The sequence below is a fragment of the Pseudomonas sp. NPDC012596 genome (assembly GCF_042902325.1).
Classification (GTDB): domain Bacteria; phylum Pseudomonadota; class Gammaproteobacteria; order Pseudomonadales; family Pseudomonadaceae; genus Aquipseudomonas.
In genome coordinates this window covers 16961-39151 of the sequence record NZ_JBIBEB010000013.1, presented here as the reverse complement: position 1 = coordinate 39151, position 22191 = coordinate 16961, and the positions used below count along the sequence as shown (strand labels likewise).

Sequence of the window (22191 nt, the reverse complement as noted above, 5' to 3'; positions counted from 1 at the left end):
TGCCTGTGCCGGCCCTTTCGCGGGGCAAGCCCGCTCCCACAGGTACCGTGCAGCACTCGATGGCAATCGGCTACCTGTGGAAGCGGGCGTGCCCCGCGAAGAGGCCGGCCCTGACACCCCGCACATGACCTAAGGCCTTACCGTGACCAGTACCCCGCAATTCCCCAGGCCCTTTGGCATCGTCTGCCTGGGCATCCTGCAAATCCTGGTCTGGGGCGGTTCGTTCTTCCTCATGGCGGTAATGGCCGACCCGATCAGCCGCGACACCGGCTGGCCCAGCCAGTGGGTGTATGGCGCACTGTCGCTGAGCCTGATGGTGTCTGCCCTGTTCGCCCCGCTGTCCAGCCGGCTGGTCGCCCGTTATGGCGGCCGCCCGCAAATGGCGGCCAGCGGCGCGGTGGTAGCAGTGGGCCTGCTGATCATGGCTGTCAGCCAAAGCCTGGCGCTGTTTCTGCTGGCGTGGGCGGTGATCGGGGTGGGTATGGCCATGGGGCTGTACGAGGCTCTGTTCGCCACGCTTGGCGGGCTATATGGCGACGGCGCCGGCAAGGCCATTACCGGCATTACCTTGATCGCCGGCTTTGCCTCGACCCTGTCCTGGCCAACTGTGGCATTGGCCATCGAACACCTGGGCTGGCGCATCACCTGCGTGTGCTATGCAATCGTGTTGCTGTTAGTGGTAGCACCCTTGTATTGGCGGGTGTTACCGCCGGGCGGGCGGGTCGAGGCGCGCAAGTCCCAGGAGAAAAACGCCGATACCGGGGTGGATCGGCCGCTCTACCTGCTGTTGACCAGCATGTTCGCCATTGGCGCGATCATCATGACGGCGATTGCCGTGCAACTGGTGGCCGTGCTGCAGGGCCTTGGGCATTCGCTGCCGGTGGCGATCGGCCTGGCGGCGATGCTCGGCCCCAGCCAGGTGGCATCGAGAGTGCTGCAAATCCTGGCTGGCAAACGTCACCCGATCTGGACGGCGCTGGCCTGGGTAAGCCTGGTGCTGGTGGGCCTGTTGATGGTGACGCTGGTACCGGCGGCCACCGCGGTGGGGCTGCTGGTGTTCGGCTGCGGTAATGGCTTGCGGGCGATCGTGCGCGGGCTATTGCCGCTAGCGATGATGCCGCCGGCGCAATATGTGCTGCTGATGGGGCGCATGTCGCGGCCCTCGCTGATCGGGCAGGCGTTGACGCCGCTGGTGGGGGGCTACCTGTTCGAGCACTTTGGCTCGATGGGGGTGTTGCTGACGCTGTGCTCGCTGGCGTTGGTCAATGTGGTGCTGGTGGGGGTGGTGATGCGGCGCGTGCGATCCGGGGCTTGGCGATAAAGTTTCAGTGCGGCGCAGACCGAGCGCCGCTCGGTCTTCCAGGCGCGCTGAGCGTCATGGCAAACACAAAGCCCGCCAGAAGGCGGGCTTCGCTGAAGCTGTCAGTGCTTAACGCTGTGGGTTCAGCGTCAGGTGCACGTGACGGTTCACGTCTTTGTACAGCAGGTAGCTGAAGTTGCCTGGGCCGCCGGCATAGCAGGCTTGCGGGCAGAAGGCGCGCAGCCACATGAAGTCGCCGGCTTCCACTTCGACCCAGTCCTGGTTCAGGCGGTAGACCGCTTTGCCTTCCAGCACATACAGGCCGTGTTCCATCACGTGGGTTTCGGCGAATGGGATCACGCCGCCCGGTTGGAAGGTGACGATGTTGACGTGCATGTCGTGGCGCATGTCGGCCATGTCGACGAAGCGGGTGGTTTTCCAGCGGCCTTCGGTGCCCGGCATTTCGATGACGGTGGCGTTGTCGCGGTGAGTGACGAACGACTCGGGAATGTCCAGGCCTTCGACCTTCTGGTAGTGCTTGCGCAGCCAGTGGAAGGTGACGTTGGACTTACTGTTGTTGCGCAGGCTCCATTCGGCGCCTGGGGCCAGGAAGGCATAGCCGCCAGGTACCAGGGTGTGGTGCTTGCCTTCAACGGTGATGTCCAGCTCGCCTTCGACGATGAACACCACAGCTTCTGCGTTAGGGTCCAGCTCCGGGCGCTCGCTGCCGCCTTCCGGGGCCAGCTCGACGATGTACTGGGAGAAGGTTTCGGCAAAGCCGGTCAGCGGGCGGGCGATGACCCACATGCGCATCTTGTCCCAGAACGGCAGGTGGCTGGTGACGATGTCACGCATAACGCCTTTAGGGATGACGGCATAGGCTTCGGTGAACATGGCACGGTCAGTCAGCAGCTCGGTTTGAGCTGGGTGCCCACCGTGGGGGGCGAAGTAGGAGTGATTCGACATGAACGGTCTCGACTTGTTGTTCTCTCCCCGTGCCTTGGACCACACCGGCCGGTGCGTGCAGGGGATGCACGGACAGCATAGGGGCCAGCCCGTGTCATCCACAAATTAAATGTTGTAATACCCCGTATTTGCTTACTGAATGCGGACTTGCCGGCCAGCGTGGGCTTCAGGCAGATGATCGCCCCGGCTAAACAGCTTGTGGCGCAAGGTGCCGTCGGCATAGCCCAGCGGGTAGCGGCCGCGGCGCTGCAGCTCGGGCACCAGCAGCTCGACCACGTTGGCCAGGTCGTCTGGTTGCACGGCATACGTCAGGTTGAAACCGTCGATGCCGGTCTGGTCGAGCCAGGTTTCCAGCTGGTCGGCAATCTCGCTGGCGCTGCCTACCAGCACCGGGCCGCGGCCACCCAGGCCAATGAACTCGGCGGCTTCGCGCACGGTCCAGCGGCGATCGGGGTCGGCGGCGGTGAAGGCAGCCAGGGCGGCGCGGCCGGCATCGTTCTCGACATACTCGATGTGGGTGTCCGGGTCGAGGCCGGCGAAGTCGATGCCAGTCCAGCCCGACAGCAGGGCCAACGCTGCATCCAGGTCGACGTAGCGGCGGTATTCGGCAAAACGCGCCTGCGCTTGCTCGGTGGTCGCAGCGACGATCAGCAGTGCCTGGGCGTAAATTAGCACCTCGTCGCGGCCACGGCCGGCCACTTCACTGGCCTGGCGAATGCCGTCGGCATAGCGGAGCAGTACGGTAGGCGTTGGCCCGCTGATGAATACGCATTCAGCGTGCATGGCGGCAAACTGCTGGCCGCGTGCCGAGGCGCCGGCCTGGAACAGCACCGGCGTGCGTTGCGGCGAGGGCTGGCACAGGTGCATGCCAGGCACCTGGAAGTGCTCGCCGGCATGGCCGATGGCGTGCACTTTCGACGGTTCGATGTAGCGGCCGGTTTCCCGGTCCAGTACCACGGCGTCGTCGTCCCAGCTTTTTTCCCAGAGCTTGTACAACACCTGCAGGTACTCCTCGGCCAGGTCGTAGCGCTGGTCGTGGCCAAGCTGGCGGGCCAGGCCCAGGTTGCGCGCGGCGCTGTCCAGGTAGCCGGTAACGATGTTCCAGCCGACGCGGCCATTGCTCAGGTGGTCGAGCGTGGACATGCGCCGGGCGAAGGGGTAGGGGTGTTCGTAGGTCAGCGAAAAGGTCACGCCAAAACCCAGGTGTTCGGTGACCCCGGCCATCGCCGGCACCAGCAGCAGCGGGTCGTTGACCGGCACCTGCACGCCGCCGCGCAGGGCGGCGTCGGGGCCGCCCTGGTACACGTCGTAGATGCCCAGTACATCGGCGATGAACAGCGCATCGAACAGCCCGCGTTCCAGCAGGCGCGCCAGGTCGGTCCAGTAGCTGAGGCTATTGAAGGCCACGCTGGTATTGCGCGGGTGGCGCCATAACCCAGGCGACTGATGGCTGGCGGCGTTCATGCTGAAAGCGTTGAAACGAATGTGACGGGGCATCGCTAAGGTTCTCCGCTCAAGGCAGCACGGAAGCCGGGTAGACCGCATCGGCCACCTGCAGCTTGTGCGGGATCAGGCCCAGGCCCTGGAAGGTGTCGGCCAGCTTCTGCTGTTCGGCGACGATCTGTGGGGTGATGGCCACGGCGTTGTAGTTGCGCCGCTCGCTGGCGACTTCCAGCACGCTAGCGTTGATGCCCAGTTGCGGCGCCAGCAGCGCGGCGACTTCGGCGGGTTGGGCGTTGGCCCATCGGCTGACCTTGCCCAGCTCGGCAAAGAAGGTCTTGAGCAGCGCGCGGTGCTGGTCGGCGAACGCGGCGGTGGACAAGTAGAAGGTGCGGTTGTTGGACAGGCCGCTGCCATCACGCAGGCTTTTCAGGCCAGGCTGGCTTTGCGCGGCGGCAAGGAACGGGTCCCACAGGGTGGCGGCCTGGACGCTGCCCGACTGCAAGGCGGCCACGGCGTCGGCGGCGTTGTTGACGTAGGCCGGGGTGATGTCCTTGTAGCTCAGGCCGGCCTGTTCCAGCGCCACCGCCAGCAGGTACTGGGCGTTCCAGCCGCGGCCGGTGGCCACGCGCTTGCCGTTGAGGTCCTGCACGCCGCCGAGGTTGTCCTGTTCCCGTACCACCAGGCCGATGCCGCGTGGGTAGGGTTGTTCGGCGGCGAGGTAGACCACCGGCTTGCCAGCAGCCTGGGCGAACACCGAGGGCGCGTCGGCGGCGTGGCCAAGGTCGATGGCGCCGGTGCTCAAGGCTTCGAGCAGTTGCGGGCCAGCGGCGAACTCGTGCCAGCTGACTTTTACACCCTGCGGGGCAAGGGCTTTTTCGAGGGCGCCGCTGCCTTTGAGGATGTTGATGCTGTTGAATTTCTGATAGCCGATGCGCAGGGTCTTGCCGTCATCGGCGGCGGCATTGGACCAGGGCAGCAGGGCGCTGGCGACGGTCGCCAGCAAGCCGCCGACGAGCAGGCGGCGCAGGGGTGAGAAGGCACGGGCGGGCATGGGAGCGATCCTTGGGCGGGGTGGGAAGCGGTGTACCCAGCCTAAGGAGGTGGCGTTTGGCTTTCAATTTTTTAATTCCATTTAGTTAGAATGTTTTGTTCTTTTTATATCCTTTTATTTTTTGCAGCACGTGTGAGGCTGTTTTTCGCGATTGACAATTTTTTCACATCCTCTTGCTAGGATCCTGCGCGAACCTTTGGAGCCCCCTTTTCATGCCCATCCTGCGCCTGCGCGGCCCGCGCATTGCCCTTGCCGCTACCGCCGCACTGCTTACCGCCACCCTGGGCTTTTTTGCCTGGCAAAGCTTTTACCCGGTCCAGGCCAGCAATGGCTGGAGCGTTGAGGTACTGCACACGGACGTCGCCAAGGCCGCATCGCTGCTGCCCCAAGCCGATGGCAGCCTGCTGGTCAGCCGTGAGCTGGATGATGGGCATGGCAGCATCCTCAAAATCACCGCCCAGGGCGAGCGCGTGGTGCTGATCGACAACCTGTCCAAGCCCGACGGCATGGTGGCGGCGCAAGGCGGTTGGGTGTTCAGCCAGGAAGGTGGCCAGGCGCCGGTCAGCTTGTCTCGCGATGGCCAGGTGACCCACCTGTTCGAAGGGGACAGCGTGCAGGGGCTGTGGAACGACGGCGATTACCTGTATGCCATCGAGGACCGCAGGGGCAATGGCCGGCTGATGCGTTACCAGTGGGCGAGCGGCCAGCTGGACGTACTGCGTTCGGGGCTGACCGAAACCGAAGGCCTGGCCCGTTGCGCCGATGGCCGCCTGCTGTACACCGAAAAAGGCACCGGCAAGGTGCGTGCGCTGTCTGACGATGGCCAGGACCCGGTGGTGGTCGAAGGCTTGCGCCACCCCACCTTCCTGATGTGCGATCAGCGCGGCCTGTGGATCAGCGAAGACAATACGCACCGCGCCCGCCTGCTGCGCGTTGATGCCGATGGCACCCAGCACACGGTGCTGACGTTCCTCAAGGCGCCACAGTCGATCGTGGCGGATGGCAAAGGCGGCTACCTGCTGGCCGAAGGCGGCCGCAACCGCGTGCTGCAACTGACTCCACCGGCCGAGCACAGCACCGCGCAGCGTTAGCGGCGGGTCTGTACGACGGTATCTGTGGGAGATTACCCAGCCCTTCGGCACCGGCTTTGCCGGTGTTCGCGGCTGAAGCCGCTCCTACAGGATCCCTGCCAAATCAGTAAGTTAGCTTTTGTTCTGTGGGAGCGGGCTTGCCCCGCGAATGGGTGGCGCAGCAAAACACTTATTCAGCGACCAACAATAAAGATTGCGGCACAGCACTTTGAGGATGCTGCGGCTCCTGCAAGTTCACCAAGCGCAACCCCGCCATATCCAGCGCATTCAACCAGCTGGCCAAGGTGCGGAAATACCACGGCATCGGCTGCCACTGGCCGGCAAACCCGGTAAACGATTCTTCGCGCCAACCATCCTGGTAATCCCCGTTCGCCATGCTCCAAGGGTGCAGGCTCTGGATCACCATCGTGCCGCTTGGGGCCAATAGCGCTTTCATCGCCGCCAGCAGGGGGATGATGTCTTGGTGCAGCAAGGCGAAGTTGGCGCAGACCAGGTCGTAGTCGCCGCCAATGTCCACTTCTTCAGCGGCCAGTTGTTCATAGCTGGCTTTATGAACCGCTGACGAACCGGCTGCGCGCGCCGCTTCGACCAGCACAGCATCACCGTCCACTCCGACAGCATCGATGCCCCGGTCAGCCAAGGCGCGAAGCAACCAGCCTTCGCCGCAACCAAGATCGAGGACCCGTTCAGGCTGGCGGCCGAGAATCGCCAGCAGGATAGCCTGGTCGGTGACCTGCCGCCGGCTTTCGATGGCGCCGCCGCGAACGGCGTCGATCCAGGCTTTGGCATTGAGCTGCCAGCTATGCAGCAAGTCGGCTTCAGAGGACGGCATGGCGGTATCCTGGCGAAACGTTCACCAAGCATAAATGCCCCGGAGCGGCTCCGGCTACCCCTGCCAGCCACCGCCATGCGGGGTTCACGTACTTCGCCGGCCTCAGGCTGCTCACCCCCTGCTGCGGCTTGACGGCGCGTCGCTCCGCTTCGGCGCGCGGCGTGATCGAAGCACCTAATTGGTGCGCAGCACGCGTGCGTTGAGTAGCCCACAACGACGAAATCGTTAGCATGCGTACGAGTTGGCGCATTACTTGCTATCACTTTGCCACTTTCATGTCGCATGTGGTGAAGATAATGTCGCTTTCAAGCAGCTCCATGCCGTTGTCCTCAAACGAAAAGCGTTGGCTCCCTTGGTTGGGAAAAACAGGTAGATTCAGCATGGGCTGGGCCTGCTGGCTCAACCGGGCCAGCTACCCAGTGATCGAGCAAACGTTTGAAGCCATCGCCCAGACCCGCATGCAGTTGCTGCACAGTTGGGCCCGTGAACAGTGGGAGCACTTGAGCGAACTGGCCGATCACCTGACGCCGGGCTTCGCCAATCTCGACAGTACGGCACTTCACAGCAAGCTTGCGCAGGCTGAAGACTTCTCGGAACTGTTCGTCATCGACTGCACCGGCACGGTCATCGCCTCGACCTGGCCGCAACGCGCAAAGCAGCGGGTCGAGCAAACCGCAGCCGTGGCCGAAGGGCTCAAGGCAGCGTTCCTGCACGGCCCCTACAGGGACCCGCTGACCCTGCAGATTGGCCCCTCGTCGTCGCGCTTTCACGATGAAGTCACCTTGATGTTCTATCAGCCGCTCAAGGCCAACGGCAAGGTGGTCGGCTGCCTCTGCGGCCGGGTGCCCAACGATGTGTTGGGGGACCTTATCCAGCGTGAGGCCGGGCACATCTTCGCCGAGTCGGGGGACAACTACCTGTTCATGGCGCACTCGCGCTTCGACCCTGCAGTCCAGCCGGGCACCGCGTTGTCACGCTCGCGTTTCGAAGACGCTACGTTCACCCAGGGCGAAAACCTCAAGAGCGGGGTACATACGCGCTGGGCCACCGTGCAGGTTCAACGCCATACGGAGCTTGAGCTGCGCTTCACCGACCCGGCCACGCAGCTACTTCACCCCGGCGTGCGGGAAACCATCCGCCACGGCGCCAACCTGTTCGTCACATACCCCGGTTATTCCGACTACCGCCATGTACCGGTAGTGGGCAAAGGCGTCACGTTTCAGTTGCCCGGTTCACCGGACCGTTGGGGGATGATGTGTGAAGCCGACCTGGAAGAAGTCTACCGCCGGCGCTCGCTCAGCTACGGGCTGATGAAACCGTACATTGCGATCATGGCCGGGCTGTTCGGTTGCAACTTCCTGGTGCAACACTACGCCGGCCTGGCCCAAGGGCTGAACGATGCATTGGCAGCCTTGAGCATGCTGGGGGCCACGCTGTTGTTCAGCGTGGTTGGGCCCCGAAGGCTGGCGGCCAGGCTCAATGACATGAGCGGGGTGCTGCGGACCATCGCCGAGGGTGAAGGCAACCTGCGCCAACGCCTGGACACCACGGCCATGGCCAATGACGAGACCGGCGACATGGCGCGCTGGATCAACAGCTTCATCGACCGCCTGGATTCCGTGGTGGGGCAAGTGGTCAAGGCCAGCCGCACGGTGGGCGCCACCAACCAGATGATGCTGGGGCGCAGCCAGGAGGCGAGCGTCAGCTCTGCCGAGGTAGCCGATGCAGTGCACCAGATGATGATCATCATGGAGGATCAACTGGGCGAACTGCAGCAAGCTTCGGTCAGCGCCGAGCAGATGAAACAGGCCATGGATGAGGTGGTCAGCCGTGCCCGTGAGCAATACCTGGCGGTGCAGGAGGGCACCCAGTCGATTCGTGATGTGGTGGCGCGCTCAGCCTCCAGCGTGCAGTCGCTCGACAGCAGGATGACGCAGATCGGCAACATCACCGGGCTGATCAGCGACATCACCAACCAGACCAACCTGCTGGCCCTCAATGCTGCCATCGAGGCCGCGCGGGCGGGTGAACATGGCCGCGGCTTCGCAGTGGTGGCGGATGAGGTACGCAGCCTGGCCCTGCGCACTGCGCGCGCCGCCGATGACATCCGCGACAAAGTCGAAGGCCTGCAGAACGAAACCCAACAAGCAGTGAGCTTCATGGAGGAGGGCGTGCAGAACGTCGATGACAGCCTGCGCCTGGCTGAAGGTGCGTCGTCGGAAAACGTGCAGTTGCATCAAGCGGTGGAAGGCATGTTCGCGATCATTCAGCAGCTTCACAGGCGCAGCCTCGTGTATGGCAAGACCATCGAGCAGGTCAACCAGTCTTCCAGCGAAATGCGCCAGACGGCGGTGGTGTTGCAGAACAGTGCAGAGACGGTGAAGGTCAATGCCAACAAACTGCAAAAGCTGGTAGGGCAGTTCGAGGTCAGCAGCGATAGCGAACGGGTGGCAGCGGCGTGAACTGCAGTGTGGCTCAATGACTTGGGCGCGAGTTTATGGGCGGCGGTCTATTTGCGATTCACCCAACGCTGCTGCCTTGCGTTACCATCCGCACCCCGCAAACGGAGCCGCCCATGGCCAAGGACATCGACAACCCCTGCGTCTCGCTCTGCCAGCTCAACAGCGAGCTGTGCGTGAGCTGTGGCCGAACGCGGGATGAAATACGCAAGTGGCGCGGCATGAAGCGCCCCGAGAAAATGGCCACGGTGCAGCGGGCCGCCACGCGAATGAAGGCCATCGTCAAGAAAAGCGCCAAGCGCAAGGGCAGCGACTGATTCTTTACCCGTTAGTGGCCAGGCCGTGCATGCCGCAAGCGGCCGAGCACGATCCTGCTCCCAGTTCATGGCGGGCTTCAGATGGAACGCTGATTGACCCGCGCCGACAGCTGCTCGGCGCTTTCCTTGCGCTCGGAATAGCGGTCCACCAGCGCGTCCCTGCGATCGCGCAGCAGCAGGGTGAACTTCACCAGTTCCTCCATCACATCGACAACCCGGTCATAGTAGGCCGAGGGTTTCATTCGCCCCGCCTCGTCGAACTCCAGATACGCCTTGGGCACCGAAGACTGGTTAGGGATGGTGAACATACGCATCCAGCGGCCCAACACCCTCAGCTGGTTGACCACGTTGAAGGATTGCGACCCGCCGCAAACCTGCATCACCGCCAACGTCTTGCCCTGGGTGGGGCGAACGGCACCGAGCGCCAGTGGCACCCAGTCGATCTGCGCCTTGAACACGGCAGACATCGCCCCGTGACGCTCTGGTGAGCACCACACCTGGACCTCCGACCACTGCATGAGGTCGCGCAGCTCTTGCACTTTGCAATGCTCGACTGGCGCATCGTCGGGCAGCGGCAACCCCGATGGATCGAAGATGCGGGTCTGCGCACCGAAGTGCTCCAGCAGGCGGGCGGCTTCCTCTACCAGAAGTCGGCTGAACGAACGCTCTCGCGTGGAGCCGTACAGCAGCAAGATGCGCGGCTTGTGGTTGCTGGCGCGGGCTTCGGGTGGGGCATCGCCGAACAGGGAAAGGTCGAGGTTGGGCAATTCATCGTGCATGCAGTTGTACCTGTTCAGAGCGAGCCGATGCGGTCCAGCTCGTGCTTGAGTTGTTGAGGGCCGAGCTCGTCGAAGGCGAGCGCGAAGAAGGCTCTGCAGCGCACTTCGATGCGCAGCAGCGTGGCGACAAAAGCGGCGTTGATCTGTGCATCGTCCCCTGTGACATCGGACGGGTCTTCAAGCCCCCAGTGCGCCTTCAGGGCAGCGCCGAAGTACACCGGGCAAGTCTCGCCGGCTGCCTTGTCGCAGACTGTGATGACCAGGTCTGGCGGGTTGCCTTCGAAGGCATCGTTCCCTTTGCTGCTGAGGCCTTCGATCGAGATACCCGCCTGCTGCAGCGTGGTGAGGCTGCGCGGCAATACCTGGCCTTTGGGAAAACTGCCGGAACTGACAGCTTCAAAGCCTGCCGGCGCCAGGTGATTGAACAGCGCTTCGGACAGGATGCTGCGGCAACTGTTGGCCGTGCACATGAACAACACTCGCATCGATAACTCCTGCCGCTGTGTGGCGGCGTCAAAGGGCTCAACAGCAGGTGGCTTCACGGACGGGGCGCCCGTCCATGGTTTTCAAGCGTGCGCAGTCGTGCGCCAGCCAATCGGCATTGGCCCGCAGCGTGACGTGCAACATCTCGCCCACCCAAGCCGGCAGGGCAGGGTTGAGGCGGTAATAGACCCATTGGCCCTGGCGACGGTCCAGCAACAGGCCGCTGTTGCGCAGTTGCGCCAAGTGCCGGCTGATTTTCGGCTGACTGTCATCCAGCGCGCACATCAGTTCGCAGACGCACAACTCGCCCTGGCTGGCGATCAGCAGCGTGGCGCGGGCACGGGTTTCGTCCGCCAGGCTCTTGAAGACTTCAGGAGGGGTGATCATGGGGCATCCTTGGATGTGAATATACGTATATGCGCATATTCGAATTTCTATCGCAAGCCCTCATCAGCAATGTGATGTTGGTTAGGAGCACGCGTATGATGCCAATTGATCAAACCTGTTAACCGAGTGGCACCATGAACCGTCGCAAAAAAATCAACCAGCTACTGAAAGCCCACCAGAAAAAAGCCGCGGCGAAGCTGGCGCCCAAGAGCAAGCCCAAGTACATCTGCAAGGCCGACCGATTGAAGATGGAGGCGCAGGCTGCCGGCGAGCAGAGCACCGTTTCCGAGGGCTGAGGCCGCCTGCCTGGCGGCCGCTACCCCAGGCGTCTCACCCCATCAACGCAGCCGCGAAGGCTTCGGCTGTTGGCGTTTCCGGCCACTGTGCAACGCCTTCCGGCAGGGTTACCCACTGCTGTTTGCGTCGGGCCCAGATATGCGCGACAGGGGTGAGGTGCTCTGCGCCCTCCAGCACGCCGGCGCGCACCACGCGCATGCCGGGCGCGGCTGTCGTCTCGTTGAACATGCGGGTATGACAGATGCCACAGGCATATTGCGTCGACGTCTGCCCCTCATGTTCATGGGTGTAGATGCTGGGTTCCCCCGTTAACTGCACCGCTGACGCCACGCACAGCATATGCAGGCCGAACGCGCTGCCGCTCCAGCGCTGGCAATTGAGGCAGTGGCAGGCATACAGGGGAGGGCGCGCAGCGGCTTCGATTTCGAGCGCGAGTTGCCCGCAGCGGCAATGACCGGTGAATCGCATGGTGTTAGTCCTTACAATGGCGTCCGAGACGAATCAGGGGCGCATCATCCTCGTTGGCCGCCCCCGGTAGAAGAGCGAAAAGGGAGCAGCCGTTGGTCAAGAATGTATGAGCGGGCTTGAATGGGAAAGCCAGCGGGTGTTTCTGGCGGTGCTGCGTTCCGGTAGCCTGAGCGGCGCGGCGAAGCTGCTGGGGATTGCCCAGGCCACGGCGCGGCGCCGGCTCGACCACCTGGAACGCTCGCTGGACCTGAGCCTGTTCACCCGCACGCCTGCGGGCCTCACGCCGACCACGGCGGCGCGCGGGCTGATCGAGCATGTCGAGCGTATGGACCATGCTGCGCAGGCGTTCAGCCGCATGGCCAGCGCCGAAACGGCCACCGACAGCGGTACGGTGCGGGTAACCTGTGGCAACTTGCTGGGCGTCGAGGTGCTGCCTGGGTTATTGCGCGACTTTCATCATCGCCACACCGGCGTGAAGCTGGAGTTGAGCATCGGCGACGCGCTGGAAGACATCGCCAGGCTGCAGTCGGACATTGCCGTGCGCCTGCTGCGCCCGGTTGAAGCCGACATCACCGTTAGGCGCGTCGGCAGCTTGCGCATCGGCGTGCATGCCAGCGCCGAATGCCTGCAGCGCTACGGCAAACCTGAAAACCTCGATGCGTTGCGCCGCGGCCCGCTGATCGGCCCTGACCGGCGCTCGGCCGATGTGCGCCGGTGGGTTGAAACAGGGCTATGTGAACCGGATCAGTATTTCGCCGTAGCATCCGACAATCATCTGGCCCAGCTCGCTGCGCTGAAGGCTGGGCTGGGTTTCGGCCTGTGCCCGACCTGCATCGGCAAACAGCAGGGGCTCACCCACGTGCTACCCGACAGCTTCGGTTTTGAGGTCGATGTGTGGATCGCGATGCACAGCGACCTGCGCCGGATCAAGCGTATCGCTCAGGTGTTCGAGGTGTTGGGCGAGGCGTTGCATGGCCACCTGAGCGCCTGAACGGGAACTTGGATGCCTTGTTGAGGTCGATAGCCCCTTCTTTCGAGCCAGACCCACCTGGCCTTGTCGAGTGCTTTCTTGATGCCTAGCAAGCGTATGCTGTCGGCCCTTACCCTGTTGTTCAGTGTCGCCGTGTGCTCTTTGAGCCTCGCCGGCGAGCATAGGGCGCCTGCACGCAGTAACACCGCCTCGACCTTGTTGATCGAAACCGCCTCCAGGCAATATGCCGAAGGCCGGCTCGACCAGGCTGCCGCCACACTGGAGCGGGCTCTGCAAATACAGCCGAGCAATCCCGCCACGCTGCACTACCTCGGTGTGCTGCGGCTGGAGCAGGGGCAGTACGATCAGGCTGAAGTGCTGGCGGCACGTTCCAACTTGCGTGTCGGGCGCAACGTGGCATTGCGCAATCGCAACCTGCAATTGATTCAGGCGGCGAACAAGGCCCGCGCGTCAGGCAAGCTGCCCCGCGCCATGAAGGCCTCAGCCATTCAAAGTCACTAGCCTGCCGCTGCGCGGGTGCTAGAGGGCATACTGGGCAATGCCGTTGCCAAACGACCAATTCTCTTTGCGCACCTCGACCAGGTTGATGAACACATCCTCCATGCGCACCCCGGCTTCGCGGTTGAGCCCTTCGGCGATGGCCAGGTACAGCGCCTTTTTCTGTTCGACCGTACGCCCCTCGCTGAGCGTGATCTGGATGAACACCTGGCCATCGGTGCGCTGGATGCCCAGGTACTGTGGGTCATACACCAGGCGGTCGCCATCGTGCTCGGTCAGCACCTGGAAGTTGTCGTGATCGGGCACATTGATCGTTTGCTTGAGGGCGGCGTAAACGACGCCACCCAGCTTTTGCAGGTGAGTGGGGTCGGGGTGTCTTCTGATGTCGATGCGTACCAGAGGCATGGGCGGCTCCTAGGCTTGAAAGCTTGGCAGGTCAGCTCACCTGCGAGCTTAGCCAACGCAAGCCACCGCCGCTGGCCGATCATCATCGGCGGCGACCTTGCTTGAACGCTGCCACTGCGGCGCTCGCGGGCTTTGTGGCAGCGGCCTTGCCGCGGCTACAAAACAGCCACGACTGGCCAGGCCAGATGTCAGAAGATGTTTATCGGATAACTGATAATCAGCCTGTTCTCATCGTAGTCGCTGGCGTTGAAGCCACGGCGAACACTCGCGTTGCGCCAGCGGACTGATGCATTTCGCAGCGGCCCGCTCTGGATCACGTACCCGATCTCCGTCTCCCTGACCCATTCCTTGCCATTGTCCACGGCCGATGTCTTCACGTTGCGGCCCTGCACGTAGCGCGTCATGAATGTCAGGCCCGGGATGCCGTAGCCTACGAAGTTGAGGTCATAGCGAACCTGCCAGGATTTTTCCCTGGGGTTATCGAACGCATGGTTGAACGTGTTGTTGGCCAGGTAACCGCCACCGGTGCCGGTGATTCTCATCCATCCGCTCTCACCGCTGACATCCTGCAGGCCCATGCTCACGGTGTGCTGCCGCACAGTGAGCCCGATCAATGCGGACGCCGTCTTGTTCTGCAGGCGCCCTGCCTTCGCGCGCCCATCGTCGCTGCCCTGGAAATAGGCAAGGTTTGCGTTCAGTGCTATCCCGGGCGCGAGCTGCCAACCTTGCATCAGGCCTACATAGTGCTGCTTGTAGATATCCTTCAGCTGCCCTGATGCCAGGCGCAACTGGGTCTTTTGCGTGGGTAGCCGATAGTCAGCGCCCACGAAACGGAAGGCATCCGAGCGGGCATTTGCGAACGCCAAGTCTTCCATCGAAGAGTCGTTGCGCAAGCTGGTGCTTGTGAACTCGCCAGCGTACAGGCTCCAGTCCTTGAGGGCGTCAGAGGTAAGCTGTGCGCCCCTGAACGTTTGCGGCAGCGCGCGGAAGTCATCTGCTGTAACAAGAGGAAGATTGGGCATCCATTCACCCGCTTTCAGTTCAGTGGCTGAAAACTTCGCCTTGAAGGCGATGCCCAGTCGGCCAAAGTTGCGTGCGGGGCCTCCGTCATCATCTTTGGGCAGCAAGAGCGCGCCGTAATGCCCCGCGCCGCCGTCAAGCTTGATGGCATATTTACCAAGCACATCAATGCCCACGCCTGAACGCCCTGAGGTGAAGCCGGATTTCAGGTCGAAGATGAAACCTTGTGTCCACTCGCGTGCGTGGTGTTGAGGGGTATTCGATGACGTGAAGTTTCTATCGAACAAGAAGTTTCTGGTCGTTAGCGTCGCTTTCGTGTTGTCGATAAAGTCATTGCCATAAGCCTGCGCAGCGCCCATGGCGAAGGGAATCACTAATACCCTGATGCGCGAACCCGCGTGTATTTTCAACATGCCAACCCTTGTTATTTTTATTGATGGGTTCAGGTGGTGACAAGGCCCTGTCAACACAGGGCCTTGTTTGTTTCAGTGGTTGAGTGCGGCGCCTGGGGCAGGCGCCAAGGGTTTGTTCAGATCAAGCCAGCCGAACGCAGTGCGTCGGCGATTTCACGATCTGCGCCTTCGGCAAGTGGCAGCAGCGGCGAGCGTACCGTGGCGTGGTCCAGGATGCCGCGGGCAACCAGGCCGTGCTTCAGGGCCACGGTGCCTTCCATGTGGGAGCCACGGTGGTAGACGTTGCGTGTTACCGGCAGCAACTTGTCGTGAATGGCGCGAGCAGCTGGGTAATCGCGACGCTTGCCGGCAGCGATCAAGTCGATCAGAGGCTCAGGGGTCAGGCCGCCGTAACCCACCAGAGCGCCATCGACGTCGAACATGGTGTGCAACAGGTACTCGTCGTGGCAGGTGAGGATCTGCAGTTCAGGCACTTCTTTGCGGATCACCGGGATTTCGGTGTCCCAGCGGCGCATGTTGCGTACGCCGTTTTTCATGGCGAAGACGCCGGGTTGTTTGGCGATCTCCAACTGTGTTTCAAGGTCGTAGGTGGCTTTGGTGGCATCCGGGTATTGGAACAGGATCAACGGCAGGCCGCTGTTTTCATAGATTGCCTTGTAACGGTCTTGTGCTGCGCCTTTCTGGTAGCCGAAGCGCAGCCAGCCGTGGGAGGGGTACACCAGCCCGGCGCTGGCACCATTATCTACGGCACGCTTTGCTTCTTCGGCAGCCACTTGCGTGCCTTCACCGGTAATGCCGGCGATGATAGGCAGGCGGCCACCGCAGGATTCTTTGAACGCTTGAATGACACGCCCTTGTTCAGCCTGGGTCAGGAAGGTGCCTTCACCGGCGTGGCCCAGCACCACCAGGCCTTTGACGCCGTCGAAACTGGCCAGCCAGGCCCCCAGCTTGTGAATGGCGTCGTAGTCCACCTGGCCCTCACGGGTGAATGGGGTAACCGGCGCAGGAACCAGGCCTTTGAGATCCAGGGTATTTTTAGTGCTCATGATGTTTCCTCTTGGTTATGAAATGCCGCCACTGACGCGTGCGGGGGCGCAAAAAATACAGGTCTGTACTTTCTGGTAAGTTGGGATCTGAACTTCGGTGTTGCAGGTAATTACGGTTTTATAAACGTTGCGGGTTTAGTTTCAGGGCGAGAGTTCTTCCAGAATGCGGCCCTTGGTTTCAATGGCGAACAGCGATGTCATCAAGCCTGTGGTAACCAGAACCAATGCGAATGCGCCGAACACGTAGTGGACACCGCCACCGCCTACTGTCAGGCCGACGATCAATGGGCCTGTGGCGGAACCTAACCTGAGCCATGCACTGCCAACACCGGTGCCCAGTGCGCGAAGGCGAGTGGGGTATAACTCTGCCGAGTACAGGTACAGTGAGAACGTCACGGTTTGTACCAAGGCATATGCCAGGCCCGCCAGGGCGAGGATCTGCAGGGGGGCCGTTGCCCCTGTGAAGGTGAGCAGGGCCAATGGCACTGAACCGAGGAACAAGGCCCCGATGTACCAGCGGCGGCGCCCTACCTTGTCGATGAGCAGGGCGCATATCACCGCTGCCACCACACCGGCTGCCGAGGTGATAAAGCCATACGCCAGGCTGGTTTCCAGCGGCAGGTTGAAGTGTTGTCGGTACAAGGTGGGCAGCCAGGTAATCAGGCCATTGGCGACCATGTAAGAGCCGAACCACATCGCCCAGATCACCAGCGAGCGCTTGAGGTACATGCCCCGGAACAGTTCCTTCCAGCCCTGGGCATCCGGGGTGCGCTGGATCTGTGGCACTTCAACGGGCGGCTGCAGCACTCTGCCTGCTTTGATGGCGCTGTCCTCCAGCCGATTGACGATCTGGTCTGCTTCCTCAAGCCGCCCTTTGGAAGCCAGCCAGCGGGGCGACTCGAAGAGGAAAAACCGTAACGGGATCAGCAGTGTGGCCGGAACCAGGCCCACCGCGAACATGGCTTTCCAGCCGTACACGGGGACGAGCAGGTAGCCGATGATGCCTGCACCCACCAGGCCCAGGAGGAACATCACCTCGTACAGCAAAAAGAACTTGCCGCGTTTTTTCGACCCGATCAACTCGTTGATATAGGCACTGGCCACCGGCACCTCGCCACCCGTGCCGATGCCCTGGATAAACCTGAAGGCGATCATCATCGCTGCGCTGGAGGCAAACAGGCATGCAACGTCCATGGCCACGAACAACAGGATGGTGAAGGTAAGCACCTTCATGCGCCCGATGCGCTCGGCAAGCCAACCGAAAATCAACGCGCCGAACAGCTGGCCCAGGTAGCCGGCAGAGAGAATCATGCCGATCTGTGCACCGGACAACCCCCACTCTTTGGCCAATACCGGCATGGCATAGGCTATTGCGATGATGGTATAGCCGTCGAAGAACGTGGCGGCGCCAATGATGTTGCGTGCCCAGAACACCTGACGGGTGATTGGAAGCCGTTCAAGCCGTGCGCTGATATTCGCCTGGCTTTTGACCTTGTCGGGCAATGTTTCAACTTCCTGCTGCATCAACATAGCGTGTCCTTTTATTGTTTTTAGCTTTATCAGGGACGAGCAGAGCCCGCTGTCTATTGTTCAGCTATTGGGTTTACCGCTGCAGTTACAGCACTGTTTCGATACAGGCGCGCCGGTGGCTCAGCCGACGCTTCCATTGGCCTGCAGTGCTTTGCCAATGGCATCGGCGGCCGCCAGAGTTGTTTCCAACGCTCGAACTTTCAGTTCTTCGGCCGTACAACGAACCGCCGGCGCGGCAATACTGATAGCCCCCACCGGGTAACCATCGATATCCAACACCGGCACTGCGAGTATTCTCAAGCCTTCGGTAAACAGGGAGTCTGTCAGCACGTATCCGTTTTCACGAATGTGTTCCAGGGTGTCCGCCAGCCGTTGTTCATCCGCTTGCGGTTTCATGATGAAAGGCATCAAAGGCTGCAATTGGGCGATGCGTTCCACCTCAGCCTTTGGCAGGAAGGCCAGGATCGCACGGCCAACAGCGGTTTGCGCTGCGGGGACCGTGGTGCCGACTCGAATATCGACACCGAGGCGGGTGATGCCTGCGCGCACTCGCTCCAGGTAAAGAACGTCGGCCCCCTGCAGCACGGCGAAACTTGCCGCCTCATGGGTTTCGCTGACCAGGCCCCGCAGAATGGGGCGCACGATACTGCGCAGGTCTGTTCTGGCAATGGCGTGGAAGCCAAGGTCGAGCACTTTTAGCGTCAAGGCAAAACGGCGGCTCTCTGGCAGCCTGGAGACATAGCCCAAGTCCACCAGGGTATTGAGCATCCTGAACGTGGTGCCGGGGTCGAGGTCAGCGGCTGCCGCAATTTGGCTCAGCGTGAGCTCTTCATTGTCGGCAGTGAACGACTCCAGTACCCGGAAACCTTTTGCCAGCGATTGCACAGTACTGCGTGCTTTCTTGTCATCCAGTTCCTTCATGGCGGTAGTGCCGGGAGCAACTTGTTTAACGACTTTATCCATGGCTTCGCACCTTTTTTGTTTTTTCGGATTGCGAAATATTTTTCTTTCATTTAGATTATCACTTAGTCTGCTAACGATCTATTCGATTTTTAATCGCTTAAACTCTTTTCTATTCTGATAATGAATAAGCAAGCCAGTTGGCTATGCGTCGTTTGGGCTACACCCTGCGCGCTGGGACGGTATTAATGCTTTTATTTTCATTAGTTTAACCAGTGTGCCATTGGACTCGTCGACGGCTTCTGCGCTGATCGCCCACGCGCTTCATGCCACTAAAAAACAGCGTAATGTCACCCCGGTTCAATTAGCATGGGGCGCCCAATGCCGCCTGCCTGGCGCATCAGGCTCCCTTCTCTGCGAACTGACATAGCTCCCGATGACCGTCTTTTATCTCAAGTTCCTCATCACCCCCACACTCATGCTGGCCATCTCGCTGGCGGCCAGGCGCTGGGGTACGCAAATTGGCGGGCTGCTCTCCGGGCTGCCCGTGACGTCCGCGTTGGTCATGCTGTTTCTGAGCCTTGAACAAGGGCCGGGCTTTGCGTTGCAGGCGGTGCCTGGGGCATTGGCGGGGTTGGCGGCGGTGCAGGCGACTTACTTGTTCTACTTCCTGGTGACGCGCCGCGTGGGTGCGCTTACCGGCTGCATCGCGGCGCTGGCGGTCTACGCTGCGACCGCCTTTGTAATGAGCCGGATAGGGGCGGTGGCGCTGTCGGTCGGCGTGACGGTGCTGCTGCTGACGCTGATCATCGTCGTCACCTCGACGAAGGCGCAGGCCCATGCCGCGAACGTTGTGCCGTTACCACGCTGGGTGATCCCGATGCGCATGCTCACGGCAACCCTGCTGCTGGCGGCGATTACCGCCAGTGCCCAATGGCTCGGGCCGGTCGCCAGCGGCCTGTTGGCGCCGATCCCGATCATTGCCTGGCCGCTCGCGGTGTTCGCCCACGTTCAGGGCGGGCACCACGAGTTGGGGGCCATTGTGCGTGGCAATGCCATTGGCGCGGTGGGGGTGCTGGGCTTCTACCTTGCTGTGAAAAGCACCATCGTAGCGCTGGGGACTGTGCCGTCGATCTCGGCCGCAGTGGTGCTTGCGGTGGTGGCGACCTTCGTGTTGGCGAAGGTGCTGGGCAGGCGTTGAGCGCCCTCAGAAGTCGTAGCGGGCCGTTACCCCCAGCGTGCGCGGCGTGCCCAGCACGCCGGTGTAGGCGCCATTGGGCGAATTCCACAAGGTGGTGTAGTAAGTCTTGTCGAAGGCGTTTTTCAGCCACAGCGAGACGTCCCACTGGCCATCCCCAAGGTCGCCGCGCAGCCCTGCCGATACATTCACCAGCGCATAGCTCGGCAATTGTGCGTAGCGCGAGTCGTCGACTGTGCCCACGGCATGGGAGCGGAACGCGTAACTGGCATTCACGTAGGGCCGCAGTGCTTGCAGTTGCCATTCGTAGGTGCCGTTGCCATTGAAGGTCCACTTCGAGGCGCCGACCACAGCGTGCCCACCCAGGTCGCAGGAAGCCGGCGCGCCTGGCTGCAGTGCCATCTCGGCCGGGCAGGGTGCGTCGGGGTAGGAGAGGTAGCGCACGTCGTTGAAGGCGCCGTTGACGTTTAGCGTCAGCCCTCTTGCGGGCAGAATGGTGGCCTCGAACTCGGCGCCACGGCTGCGCACCGAACCCGCATTGGTCAGGTAGCTGGTCAGGTTGGCGTCGTCGTAAGCGTTGGTCTGGTAACCGTGCACCAGCGTCCAGAACAGGTTGGCGTTGAGTTGCAGGCGTTGGTCGAACAGCGAACTCTTGATCCCTAGCTCGGCATCGTTGGCGCGCTCGCTGCCGATCAGCAGCGAATCGGCGCCTGCCACTGGGGCGCTGGCCACTGACAGGTTGACGCCGCCGGACTTCTCGCCGTGGGACAGCGAAACGTAGCCCATCACCTGTTCATCGAAGCGATAACTCAGGCTCAGCAGCGCCGAGGGGCTGAAGCTGTACAGGTTGAGGTCGCCCGAGTCGTAGGCGCCGAGCCTTGCGTTGCGCACGTTGGCAGCACGACCGTCGACGGCCACACCTCCAACCGGTGCATCGCGGGTAACGCGTGCCTGTTTGGCCTCGTAGGTGCCGCGCACGCCGGCAGTGAATTCCAGGCGGGGCGAAAGGTGCCAGGTGCCTTGGGCGAACAGCGCCAAGCTGTCGGTATCGACATGCCCGTGGCCGATGCTGGTGACGTTGTTCAGCGCGCCCTGGGGCGTGCCGTTCCAGGTGTCGGCGAGTGGCCCGTAAGCGGTGAACACCTTGTTGCGCATGGCCTGATGGAAGTAGAACGCCCCCAGTACATAGTCGAATGTGCCACCCGACGGCGACGCCAGGCGCAGCTCCTGTGTGTATTGCTCGTCGCGCGCCGACTGGCCGACGTTGTACATCACCGGCACGTTCAGTTCGTCATCGTTGCGTGGGGTGAAATCCCACCAGCGGTAGGCACTGACGGATGTCAGGGTGTAGTCGCCGGGTGTGGTCCAGTTGGCTTCCAGGCTGGTACCCCCCTGGAACACCGTTACGCGTTGGTCGGCGTCCAGGTTGACGTGGCGACCGTGCGCCAGTGTGGCGCCGACCGCGTCCGCGCGCTGCTGGTAAAGGTTGACGCCGTTGATGGTCGGCCCGGTGCTGAACAGTGAGCGGGTACCGGCACTGGACGCTTCTTCGTTGTAATCGGCGATCCAGCGTGCGTTGAACGCTTCGTTGGGCTCGAACAGCAACTGGCCGCGTACGCCCTGGCGGGTGCCGCCGCCCAGGGTATGCCCGTCGAAATCGTTTTGCACGTAGCCGTTCTCGCGGGTGCGGTAAGCCGAGACGCGCCCGGCCACTGTTGTGCTCAACGGGCCGGAGACACTTGCCTGGTTCTGCACGTAGCCGTCTTCGCCCAACGAGCTGGACACGCGCCCCTCCGGGGTGAAGGTCGGCTTGCGGGTGCTGATGTTCAGCACCCCGGCAGTGGTGTTCTTGCCGAACAGCGTGCCTTGCGGCCCGCGCAGCAGCTCCAGCTGGTCGATGTCCAGCAGGTCGAATACGGCCATGCCCGGGCGGCCCAGGTAGACGTTGTCCAGGTAGATCCCGGCACTGCCTTCAAGGCCGTCGCTGGCCGGGTTGTTGCCTAGCCCGCGAATCGACAGGCTCGACTGGCGGGCGTGCATGAACGCGACGTTGACGCTGGGCAGCGCCTGCTGAAGGTCTTGCAGGCGATAAAGGCGCTGGTCATCGAGGGTTTGCGCCGAGAGCACGGTCATGGCGGCAGGCACCGACTGCGCATCTTCGCTGCGTCGGCGGCTGGTGACGGTGACCGTGCGCAGGGTGGTGTCACTGGCCGCGGCGCCGGTGTTTACGGCTGTGCTGTCAGCGGGGGCGGCCCATACCGGCGGCGCGCAGGCCAGGGCAAGCAGGGAAGGGGCCAGCATGCGCAAGGCGCACGCG

At 62.3% G+C, this 22191-nt stretch carries 22 protein-coding genes; 8 read left to right on the top strand and 14 right to left on the bottom strand.

The window, feature by feature from the left end:
* Nucleotides 1-193 precede the first annotated feature (193 nt).
* Nucleotides 194-1321: an MFS transporter gene (locus ACFY68_RS16635; protein WP_387529636.1), complete on the top strand. Its 1128-nt coding sequence runs from the start codon at nt 194-196 to the stop codon at nt 1319-1321.
* A gap of 108 nt (nt 1322-1429) precedes the next feature.
* On the opposite strand, the gene ACFY68_RS16630 is transcribed toward ACFY68_RS16635, so the two are convergent.
* The 3 genes from ACFY68_RS16630 to ACFY68_RS16620 all read right to left on the bottom strand — a co-directional run bounded on the left by ACFY68_RS16630 (nt 1430) and on the right by ACFY68_RS16620 (nt 4760).
* Complete coding sequence (locus ACFY68_RS16630) at nt 1430-2266, bottom strand: bifunctional allantoicase/(S)-ureidoglycine aminohydrolase (protein ID WP_008093910.1); 837 nt, start codon at nt 2264-2266, stop codon at nt 1430-1432.
* Nucleotides 2267-2398: 132 nt separating this feature from the next.
* Nucleotides 2399-3763, bottom strand: coding sequence for an LLM class flavin-dependent oxidoreductase (locus ACFY68_RS16625; RefSeq protein ID WP_387529322.1), 1365 nt, complete (start codon nt 3761-3763; stop codon nt 2399-2401).
* Nucleotides 3764-3779: 16 nt separating this feature from the next.
* Nucleotides 3780-4760, bottom strand: a complete 981-nt coding sequence (locus tag ACFY68_RS16620; protein ID WP_387529319.1) for an aliphatic sulfonate ABC transporter substrate-binding protein — start codon at nt 4758-4760, stop codon at nt 3780-3782.
* 212 nt (nt 4761-4972) lie between these two features.
* Between ACFY68_RS16620 and ACFY68_RS16615 the strand changes: the two genes are divergently transcribed.
* Nucleotides 4973-5851, top strand: coding sequence for a hypothetical protein (locus ACFY68_RS16615; RefSeq protein WP_387529316.1), 879 nt, complete (start codon nt 4973-4975; stop codon nt 5849-5851).
* A gap of 169 nt (nt 5852-6020) precedes the next feature.
* Here ACFY68_RS16615 and ACFY68_RS16610 read toward each other — a convergent pair whose 3' ends face one another.
* A complete protein-coding gene (locus tag ACFY68_RS16610; RefSeq protein WP_387529314.1) occupies nt 6021-6683 on the bottom strand; it encodes a class I SAM-dependent methyltransferase in 663 nt (220 codons plus the stop codon).
* Between the two features lie 230 nt (nt 6684-6913).
* Between ACFY68_RS16610 and ACFY68_RS16605 the strand changes: the two genes are divergently transcribed.
* Together ACFY68_RS16605 and ACFY68_RS16600 are read left to right on the top strand one after the other, a co-directional pair.
* Nucleotides 6914-9145, top strand: a complete 2232-nt coding sequence (locus ACFY68_RS16605) for a methyl-accepting chemotaxis protein (protein ID WP_387529311.1) — start codon at nt 6914-6916, stop codon at nt 9143-9145.
* A 113-nt stretch (nt 9146-9258) separates the two neighbouring features.
* On the top strand, nt 9259-9459 hold the full coding sequence (locus tag ACFY68_RS16600) for a DUF1289 domain-containing protein (protein WP_346614407.1): 201 nt from the start codon (nt 9259-9261) through the stop codon (nt 9457-9459).
* Between the two features lie 77 nt (nt 9460-9536).
* Here ACFY68_RS16600 and arsH read toward each other — a convergent pair whose 3' ends face one another.
* From arsH to ACFY68_RS16585, 3 genes are read right to left on the bottom strand one after another with little or no spacing between them, the layout of a single operon-like run.
* Nucleotides 9537-10238 carry an arsenical resistance protein ArsH gene (arsH, locus tag ACFY68_RS16595; RefSeq protein ID WP_387529308.1) on the bottom strand — a complete coding sequence of 234 codons (702 nt, stop codon included), beginning with the start codon at nt 10236-10238 and terminating at the stop codon, nt 9537-9539.
* A gap of 14 nt (nt 10239-10252) precedes the next feature.
* Nucleotides 10253-10723 (bottom strand): arsenate reductase ArsC, encoded by a 471-nt coding sequence (locus ACFY68_RS16590; protein ID WP_387529305.1) that lies wholly within the window; start codon nt 10721-10723, stop codon nt 10253-10255.
* 37 nt (nt 10724-10760) lie between these two features.
* A complete protein-coding gene (locus ACFY68_RS16585) occupies nt 10761-11108 on the bottom strand; it encodes a metalloregulator ArsR/SmtB family transcription factor (protein WP_387529302.1) in 348 nt (115 codons plus the stop codon).
* Nucleotides 11109-11242: 134 nt separating this feature from the next.
* Between ACFY68_RS16585 and ACFY68_RS16580 the strand changes: the two genes are divergently transcribed.
* The gene (locus tag ACFY68_RS16580; RefSeq protein ID WP_387529300.1) at nt 11243-11404 is read left to right on the top strand and encodes a DUF2986 domain-containing protein; all 162 of its coding nucleotides are present in this window, start codon (nt 11243-11245) and stop codon (nt 11402-11404) included.
* A 34-nt stretch (nt 11405-11438) separates the two neighbouring features.
* On the opposite strand, the gene ACFY68_RS16575 is transcribed toward ACFY68_RS16580, so the two are convergent.
* On the bottom strand, nt 11439-11873 hold the full coding sequence (locus ACFY68_RS16575; RefSeq protein ID WP_387529297.1) for a GFA family protein: 435 nt from the start codon (nt 11871-11873) through the stop codon (nt 11439-11441).
* Between the two features lie 106 nt (nt 11874-11979).
* On the opposite strand from ACFY68_RS16575, the gene ACFY68_RS16570 reads away from it, so the two are divergent.
* The gene (locus ACFY68_RS16570; RefSeq protein WP_387529294.1) at nt 11980-12864 is read left to right on the top strand and encodes a LysR family transcriptional regulator; all 885 of its coding nucleotides are present in this window, start codon (nt 11980-11982) and stop codon (nt 12862-12864) included.
* Between the two features lie 81 nt (nt 12865-12945).
* Nucleotides 12946-13365, top strand: a complete 420-nt coding sequence (locus ACFY68_RS16565) for a tetratricopeptide repeat protein (RefSeq protein ID WP_387529291.1) — start codon at nt 12946-12948, stop codon at nt 13363-13365.
* Between the two features lie 18 nt (nt 13366-13383).
* Here the strand turns inward: ACFY68_RS16565 and ACFY68_RS16560 are convergent, their stop codons facing one another.
* From ACFY68_RS16560 to ACFY68_RS16540, 5 genes are all read right to left on the bottom strand, one after another.
* Nucleotides 13384-13767 (bottom strand): tautomerase family protein, encoded by a 384-nt coding sequence (locus ACFY68_RS16560; RefSeq protein WP_346614399.1) that lies wholly within the window; start codon nt 13765-13767, stop codon nt 13384-13386.
* 188 nt (nt 13768-13955) lie between these two features.
* Entirely contained in the window at nt 13956-15200 is a 1245-nt protein-coding gene (locus tag ACFY68_RS16555) for an OprD family porin (RefSeq protein ID WP_387529288.1), read from the bottom strand.
* Nucleotides 15201-15316: 116 nt separating this feature from the next.
* Nucleotides 15317-16246, bottom strand: a complete 930-nt coding sequence (locus tag ACFY68_RS16550) for a dihydrodipicolinate synthase family protein (protein ID WP_346614397.1) — start codon at nt 16244-16246, stop codon at nt 15317-15319.
* A gap of 141 nt (nt 16247-16387) precedes the next feature.
* A complete protein-coding gene (locus ACFY68_RS16545; protein WP_387529285.1) occupies nt 16388-17770 on the bottom strand; it encodes an MFS transporter in 1383 nt (460 codons plus the stop codon).
* Between the two features lie 126 nt (nt 17771-17896).
* Nucleotides 17897-18739 carry an IclR family transcriptional regulator gene (locus tag ACFY68_RS16540; RefSeq protein WP_387529282.1) on the bottom strand — a complete coding sequence of 281 codons (843 nt, stop codon included), beginning with the start codon at nt 18737-18739 and terminating at the stop codon, nt 17897-17899.
* Between the two features lie 373 nt (nt 18740-19112).
* Here ACFY68_RS16540 and ACFY68_RS16535 point away from each other — a divergent pair, with 373 nt between their 5' ends.
* A complete protein-coding gene (locus ACFY68_RS16535; RefSeq protein WP_387529279.1) occupies nt 19113-19877 on the top strand; it encodes a hypothetical protein in 765 nt (254 codons plus the stop codon).
* Nucleotides 19878-19883: 6 nt separating this feature from the next.
* Here the strand turns inward: ACFY68_RS16535 and ACFY68_RS16530 are convergent, their stop codons facing one another.
* Entirely contained in the window at nt 19884-22175 is a 2292-nt protein-coding gene (locus ACFY68_RS16530) for a TonB-dependent receptor (RefSeq protein WP_387529633.1), read from the bottom strand.
* Nucleotides 22176-22191 lie beyond the last annotated feature (16 nt).